Below are 7,591 nucleotides of genomic sequence, written 5' to 3'. Positions count from 1 at the left end.
CGTTCTTCAACAACTATCGCCCGCAGTTCTACTTCCGTACCACGGACGTAACGGGTTCGATCGAGTTGCCGAAGGACAAGGAAATGGTTATGCCGGGCGACAACGTGTCGATCACGGTGAAGCTGATTGCTCCGATCGCGATGGAAGAAGGTTTGCGCTTCGCTATCCGTGAAGGCGGCCGTACGGTTGGCGCTGGTGTCGTTGCAAAGGTTCTCGAGTAAAGCCAGATATTTCTCGGTAATCTGCTACTTCGGGGTTGGCGGTGTCGCCAGCCCCAAAATGGTTTAGGGGCATAGCTCAACTGGCAGAGCGTCGGTCTCCAAAACCGAAGGTTGGGGGTTCGATTCCCTCTGCCCCTGCCACAATCTCGCGTCTAAAGGCGCTGTTTAAGGTGTTATGGCGAATCCTTCCGTCGAAACTGTAAATACTTCCGGCGACAAGTTGATGTTGACCGCGGGTGTATTGTTGGTCTTGGCCGGGTTCGTGGGTTTCTTCTGGCTAGGTGGCCAGGAGTGGTACGTTCGCGGCGCCGCGCTTGCTGTCGGCCTGATCGCGGGTGTCGCGGTCGGTCTCCTCTCTGCACCGGGAAAGGGCTTCATCGCCTTTGCCAAAGATTCGTACAAGGAAGTCCGCAAGGTCGTGTGGCCAACCCGCAAGGAAGCTACGCAGACCACGTTGGTGGTCTTTGCCTTTGTGCTGATCATGGCCATCTTCTTGTGGCTTAGCGATAAGTCGATCGAGTGGATGATATTCTCGGTAATTCTGGGTTGGAGATGATATGAGCGATACACCAGCAGCACCGAGCGGAAAGCGTTGGTACGTGGTGCACGCCTATTCAGGCATGGAGAAAAGCGTTCAACGCGCGCTCCAGGAGCGTATCGAACGCGCCGGCATGACAGATCAATTTGGTCAGATCCTCGTTCCCACCGAAGAAGTTGTCGAAGTGAAGGGCGGTCACAAGTCGGTGACCGAGCGTCGTTTCTTTCCGGGCTACGTGCTTGTTGAAATGGAAATGACGGACGAGACCTGGCATTTGGTGAAAAACACCGCAAAAGTGACCGGCTTTGTTGGCGGAGCGCGAAATCGCCCGAGCCCGATCTCTCCCCGTGAGGTGGAAAAGATCATGTCGCAGATGCAGGAAGGCGTCGAAAAGCCACGGCCAAAGACGCTTTTCGAGGTCGGCGAGATGGTTCGTGTGAAGGACGGTCCGTTCACCGACTTCAACGGCAACGTCGAGGAAGTGAACTACGAGAAGTCGCGCGTCCGCGTGTCGGTGACGATTTTCGGTCGGTCTACACCCGTCGAGCTCGAATTTGGCCAAGTAGAAAAGGTTTAAAAGCATTCGCTTTACCGTCGCGTTCGGGCCTCACGGCTCGTGCGCGATTTGCGCTTACAGTCCGCTTAATGGCTGTTGAGGAGCGTCAGTAGCGGTTTTTGCGAACGCGCGTTATCACTCACCGAACGCTTGCGCGTTTTGAAGAGGTTTTTAACATGGCAAAGAAAATTATTGGCTTTATCAAGCTGCAGATTCCTGCAGGTAAAGCCAACCCGTCGCCGCCGGTCGGTCCGGCACTGGGCCAGCGCGGCCTGAACATCATGGAGTTCTGCAAGGCGTTTAACGCGCAGACTCAAGCGATGGAGCCGGGCCTGCCCGTGCCGGTGGTCATCACGGCATTCGCGGACAAGAGCTTCACGTTCATCATGAAGACGCCGCCGGCTACCGTTCTGATCAAGAAGGCAGCGGGTATCGCGAAGGGTTCGCCGAAGCCGAATGCTGACAAGGTCGGCAATATCACGCGCGCTCAAGCTGAAGAAATCGCAAAGACCAAGATGCCTGACCTGACGGCAGCGAATCTGGACGCGGCGGTTCGTACGATCGCAGGCAGCGCCCGCTCAATGGGCATCACCGTGGAGGGCGTATAAATGGCTAAGCTTTCTAAGCGTCTTCAAGCGTTCGCGACGAAGGTTGATCGCATGAAGCTGTATCCCGTTGACGATGCGCTTTCGCTCGTCAAGGAATGCGCTAGCGCCAAGTTCGACGAATCGATCGACGTGGCTGTGCAACTCGGCATCGATGCGAAGAAGTCGGACCAAGTGGTTCGTGGCTCGGTCGTGTTGCCCGCTGGTACCGGCAAGTCGGTTCGCGTGGCTGTGTTTGCTCAGGGCGAAAAGGCCGAGCAAGCGCGCGCTGCCGGCGCTGAAATCGTCGGTATGGAAGACTTGGCCGAGCAGGTCAAGGCTGGCAATTTGAACTTCGACGTCGTGATCGCTTCGCCGGACACAATGCGCGTTGTCGGTACGCTCGGTCAGATTCTTGGCCCGCGCGGCCTGATGCCGAATCCGAAGGTCGGTACGGTTACGGCTGACGTCGCTCAGGCTGTGCGTAACGCCAAGGCCGGTCAAGTGCAATTCCGCGTCGACAAGGGCGGGATTATTCACGCAACCATCGGTCGTGCTTCGTTTGAAGCAGCGTCGTTGCGTCAGAATCTGTCGGCACTGGTAGAAGCCCTTCAAAAGGCTAAGCCGGCGACCAGCAAGGGCGTGTACCTGCGCAAGATCGCGTTGTCGAGCACCATGGGTGTCGGCGTGCGGGTCGATCACGCAACGCTTTCGCAGTAAAAGAATCATGCGCGGACTCTAGCGAGTCCGCGTTAAGGGCTTTGGGCGGTTGCGAGTCGCAGTTTGGCCTGCAACCGGTTGTCAAAGACCGTTGGCGGAAGCGCTGCAGGTGGGCGTGACCTTAATGCAAGCCAACGCAGATGGCGAACCCGGAACGGTTTTGGGTGTGGTTGAAAACGGTTGTCGCGTACCGCGAGGCGCGCACCAGCCGGTCGAAATACTCCTAACAGGTCGGACGCCGTTGTTGAACGCGGTGCGCTAAGTTGGTGCATCGAATTTGGAGGTTTAACCGTGCCACTGAACAAAGAAGACAAGCAGGCAGTTGTCGCTGAAGTCGCCGCGCAAGTCGCGAAGGCCCAGACGATGGTGCTCGCTGAGTATCGTGGAATTGCGGTTGGCGATCTGACCAAGCTGCGCGCGAAAGCGCGCGAGCAACAAGTGTATCTTCGCGTGTTGAAAAACACGTTGGCGCGTCGCGCTGTTGAAGGTACGCCGTTCGCTCCTCTGGCTGAGCAGATGACTGGTCCCCTGATCTACGGCATCTCTGAAGATGCAATTGCTGCTGCCAAGGTCGTCAATGACTTCGGCAAGACCAATGACAAGTTGATCATCAAGGCCGGTTCCTACGAAGGCAACGTGATGGACAAGGCGGCTGTGCAAGCACTCGCCAACATCCCGAGCCGCGAAGAACTGCTCTCCAAGCTGTTGTACGTCATGCAAGCACCTGTTGCCGGCTTCGCGCGCGCCCTGGCCGCGCTCGCTGCGCAAAAGGGTGGCGGCGCTGAAGCTCCGGCTGAAGCAGAGCCCGAAGCAGCTGCGTAACGTACTTCACTAGCGCTCAGTTAGGTTTTTAGATCGCTGGCTGTAACCGAAATCAATTTAGGAGTATCTCAAATGGCAATCGCAAAAGATGACATCCTCGAAGCAGTAAGCTCGATGTCGGTTCTGGAGTTGAACGAGTTGGTCAAGGCGTTCGAAGAAAAATTTGGCGTGTCGGCTGCAGCAGTTGCAGTTGCTGGCCCCGCTGGTGCTGCTGCTGTCGTTGAAGAGCAAACGGAATTCACCGTGAACCTGCTCGAAATCGGCGCAAACAAGGTGTCGGTCATTAAGGCTGTTCGCGAACTGACGGGTCTTGGCCTGAAGGAAGCGAAGGACCTGGTTGACGGCGCACCGAAGCCAGTTAAGGAATCGGTACCGAAGGCTGCTGCTGAAGAAGCGAAGAAGAAGTTGGAAGAAGCAGGCGCGAAGGCTGAAATCAAGTAAGTCATGTTGCGCGGTGCTAAGGCTGGCGGTTTCCACCGCCGGCCTTTTTGTGCTTTGTGGGGACAATGTTGCGGCTTACCGATTTCGGTAAGAGTGTCTCCGCAGAAGCCAAAGAAAAATATCGGTGAGAATGTTTTGCCGATTCTTTTCTTTGTCTTCTGAAGCGACTGCAGAAGGCAAGTTTGGTCGGGTAGCGGGCAACATAGGCATCCGCTGCCGTCAGCCATGGTTGGTAGCGGCCAACCACCAAGCTTCTAGGCTCGTTCGTCCTCCCCGGACGGTCGACGAGTCTCAGTCGGTGAACACCGGGTCGTGTCATCGAGGTATCCCGCCTCGGCAACGCCCGTAGTGATTCGGAGATCGTATGCAATATTCCTTCACCGAGAAGAAGCGTATTCGCAAGAGTTTCGCGAAGCGCCCCATCGTTCACCAGGTTCCCTTCCTGCTGGCAACCCAGCTTGAATCATTCAGCACATTTCTGCAAGCCGAGACCATCGGGACTCAGCGTAAGGCAGAAGGCCTGCAAGCAGCGTTTTCGTCGGTTTTCCCGATCGTTTCGCACAACGGTTTCGCGCGTCTCGAGTTCGTCAGCTACATGCTTTCGCCGCCTGCATTCAACATCAAGGAATGCCAGCAGCGTGGCCTGACGTATTGCTCAGCTCTGCGCGCCAAGGTGCGCCTGGTACTGCTCGACAAGGAATCGCCGAGCAAGCCGGTCGTCAAGGAAGTGAAGGAACAGGAAGTCTACATGGGCGAAATGCCGCTCATGACGCCGACCGGTTCGTTCGTGATCAACGGCACGGAACGTGTGATCGTGTCCCAGTTGCACCGTTCGCCAGGGGTGTTCTTTGAGCACGACAAGGGCAAGACGCACAGCTCGGGCAAACTGCTCTTCTCGGCTCGTATCATCCCTTACCGTGGTTCGTGGCTCGACTTCGAATTCGATCCTAAGGACGTGCTGTATTTCCGCGTCGACCGTCGTCGGAAAATGCCGGTGACGATCCTGTTGAAGGCCATCGGCCTGACGCCGGAACAGATCCTCGCGCACTTCTTCGTGTTCGATAACTTCGCTCTGATGGGCGAAGGCGCGCAAATGGAATTCGTGCCAGAGCGCCTGCGTGGTGAAGTCGCGCGCTTCGACATCCAGGATCGCGAGAACAACGTCATTGTCCAGAAGGACAAGCGAATCAACGCGAAGCATATTCGCGACCTCGAAGCCGCGAAGACGAAGTTCATCTCGGTGCCGGAAGACTATTTGCTCGGCCGCGTGCTGGCAAAGAATGTTGTCGATGGCGAGACGGGCGAAGTGATCGCGAACGCCAACGACGAGATCACGGAAACCGTGCTCGAAAAGCTGCGCGAGTCGAAGGTCAAGGACATCCAGACGCTCTACACGAACGACCTGGATCAAGGCCCGTACATTTCGTCCACGCTGCGTATCGACGAAACCGCGGACCGCATGGCCGCGCGTATCGCGATCTACCGCATGATGCGTCCGGGCGAGCCGCCGACGGAAGAAGCCGTTGAGGCCCTGTTCAACCGTCTGTTCTATAGCGAAGACGCATACGACCTGTCGAAGGTGGGTCGTATGAAGTTCAATCGCCGCGTTGGCCGCGACGAGATCGTCGGACCGATGACGCTGCAAGACGATGACATCCTCGCCACGATCAAGATTTTGGTCGAGTTGCGAAACGGCAAGGGCGAAGTGGACGATATCGACCACTTGGGCAATCGTCGTGTGCGTTGCGTGGGCGAATTGGCTGAGAACCAGTTCCGTGCGGGCCTCGTGCGCGTGGAACGGGCTGTGAAGGAGCGTCTGGGCCAGGCAGAAAGTGAAAACCTGATGCCGCACGACCTGATCAACTCGAAGCCGATTTCGTCGGCCATTCGCGAGTTCTTTGGTTCGTCGCAGTTGTCGCAGTTTATGGACCAGACTAACCCGCTGTCGGAAATCACCCACAAGCGCCGCGTGTCGGCTCTTGGACCGGGCGGTTTGACGCGTGAGCGCGCAGGCTTTGAAGTCCGCGACGTGCACCCGACTCACTATGGCCGCGTGTGCCCGATTGAAACGCCGGAAGGCCCGAACATCGGGCTGATCAACTCGCTGGCGCTGTACGCGCATCTCAATGAATACGGTTTCCTCGAGACGCCGTATCGGAAGGTTGTGGACAGCAAGGTGACCGACCAGATCGATTACCTGTCGGCGATCGAAGAAGGCCGCTACGTGATCGCCCAGGCGAACGCGTCGCTGGGCGAAGGCGGCACGCTGACCGACGAGCTGGTTTCGTCGCGGGAAGCGGGCGAAACGCTGATGGTCACGCCGGACCGCATCCAGTACATGGACGTGGCGCCGTCGCAGATCGTTTCGGTGGCAGCGTCGCTGATTCCGTTCCTTGAACACGATGACGCGAACCGCGCATTGATGGGCTCGAACATGCAGCGTCAGGCTGTGCCTTGCCTGCGTCCTGAAAAGGCCGTGGTCGGTACGGGTATCGAACGTACGGTTGCAGTCGACTCGGGTACGACCGTCCAGGCGGAACGCGGCGGTATGGTCGATTACGTCGATGCGGGCCGTATCGTGATTCGCGTGAACGACGACGAAGCAGTCGCCGGCGAAGTCGGTGTCGACATCTACAACCTGATCAAGTACACGCGTTCGAACCAGAACACGAACATCAACCAGCGTCCGATCGTAAAGGTCGGCGACAAGGTTGGCCGTGGCGACGTGGTAGCTGACGGTGCATCGACCGATCTGGGCGAGCTCGCGCTTGGCCAGAACATGCTGGTCGCGTTCATGCCGTGGAACGGCTACAACTTCGAAGATTCGATCTTGATTTCGGAAAAGGTCGTCGCTGAAGATCGCTACACGTCGATCCACATCGAAGAACTGAATGTGGTCGCTCGCGACACGAAGCTGGGACCGGAAGAAATCACGCGCGACATCTCGAACCTGGCTGAAGTGCAACTCGGCCGTCTCGATGAGTCGGGCATTGTGTACATCGGCGCTGAAGTGGAAGCGGGCGACGTGCTGGTCGGCAAGGTGACGCCGAAGGGCGAAACGCAACTGACGCCGGAAGAAAAGCTGCTGCGCGCGATCTTCGGTGAAAAGGCTTCGGACGTGAAGGATACGTCGCTGCGCGTGCCGTCGGGCATGAGCGGCACGGTGATCGACGTGCAAGTGTTCACGCGCGAAGGCATCACGCGTGACAAGCGTGCACAGCAGATTATCGATGACGAACTGAAGCGCTATCGCCTCGACTTGAACGACCAGTTGCGCATTGTGGAAGGCGACGCTTTCTCGCGTCTCGCCCGCATGCTGAATGGCAAGGTCGCGAACGGCGGTCCGAAGAAGCTGGCGAAGGGCACGAAGATCGACCTGCCGTACCTGGAAGATCTGGATCACTACCACTGGTTCGACATCCGCCTCGCGGACGAAGAAGCAGCGGCACAGCTCGAAGCCATCAAGGACTCGATCGAACAAAAGCGTCACCAGTTCGATCTGGCGTTTGAAGAAAAGCGCAAGAAGCTGACGCAAGGCGACGAACTGCCGCCGGGCGTGCTGAAGATGGTCAAGGTGTATCTGGCTGTGAAGCGTCGTCTGCAGCCGGGCGACAAGATGGCCGGCCGTCACGGTAACAAGGGTGTGGTGTCGAAGATCGTGCCGATCGAAGACATGCCGTACATGGCGGATGGCCGTCCTGCCGACGTC

At 57.6% G+C, this 7,591-nt stretch carries 8 protein-coding genes and 1 tRNA gene; all 9 read left to right on the top strand.

What is annotated here, in order from left to right:
* A partial coding sequence (locus WCA53_RS03410; protein WP_423905471.1) for an elongation factor Tu occupies window positions 1-221 on the top strand: 221 nt, incomplete at its 5' end.
* A gap of 65 nt (window positions 222-286) precedes the next feature.
* Window positions 287-362, top strand: a tRNA-Trp gene (locus WCA53_RS03405).
* A 34-nt stretch (window positions 363-396) separates the two neighbouring features.
* Window positions 397-777, top strand: a complete 381-nt coding sequence (gene secE / locus WCA53_RS03400) for a preprotein translocase subunit SecE (RefSeq protein ID WP_423905469.1) — start codon at window positions 397-399, stop codon at window positions 775-777.
* Window position 778: 1 nt separating this feature from the next.
* Window positions 779-1,336 (top strand): transcription termination/antitermination protein NusG, encoded by a 558-nt coding sequence (gene nusG, locus WCA53_RS03395; protein WP_423905467.1) that lies wholly within the window; start codon window positions 779-781, stop codon window positions 1,334-1,336.
* A 155-nt stretch (window positions 1,337-1,491) separates the two neighbouring features.
* Window positions 1,492-1,923 carry a 50S ribosomal protein L11 gene (gene rplK, locus WCA53_RS03390; protein WP_031361595.1) on the top strand — a complete coding sequence of 144 codons (432 nt, stop codon included), beginning with the start codon at window positions 1,492-1,494 and terminating at the stop codon, window positions 1,921-1,923.
* Window positions 1,924-2,619, top strand: a complete 696-nt coding sequence (rplA, locus tag WCA53_RS03385; RefSeq protein WP_423905464.1) for a 50S ribosomal protein L1 — start codon at window positions 1,924-1,926, stop codon at window positions 2,617-2,619. It abuts the gene before it with no gap.
* A gap of 291 nt (window positions 2,620-2,910) precedes the next feature.
* The gene (gene rplJ / locus WCA53_RS03380) at window positions 2,911-3,441 is read left to right on the top strand and encodes a 50S ribosomal protein L10 (RefSeq protein ID WP_423905462.1); all 531 of its coding nucleotides are present in this window, start codon (window positions 2,911-2,913) and stop codon (window positions 3,439-3,441) included.
* Between the two features lie 72 nt (window positions 3,442-3,513).
* Complete coding sequence (rplL, locus tag WCA53_RS03375) at window positions 3,514-3,882, top strand: 50S ribosomal protein L7/L12 (RefSeq protein WP_423905460.1); 369 nt, start codon at window positions 3,514-3,516, stop codon at window positions 3,880-3,882.
* 364 nt (window positions 3,883-4,246) lie between these two features.
* A partial coding sequence (rpoB, locus tag WCA53_RS03370; RefSeq protein WP_423905459.1) for a DNA-directed RNA polymerase subunit beta occupies window positions 4,247-7,591 on the top strand: 3,345 nt, incomplete at its 3' end.

It is taken from the genome of Caballeronia sp. (genome assembly GCF_049581465.1).
Taxonomy (GTDB): Bacteria; Pseudomonadota; Gammaproteobacteria; order Burkholderiales; family Burkholderiaceae; genus Caballeronia.
The sequence above is the reverse complement of the archived record's forward strand: the minus strand, read 5'-3'. Positions and strand labels throughout refer to the sequence as shown.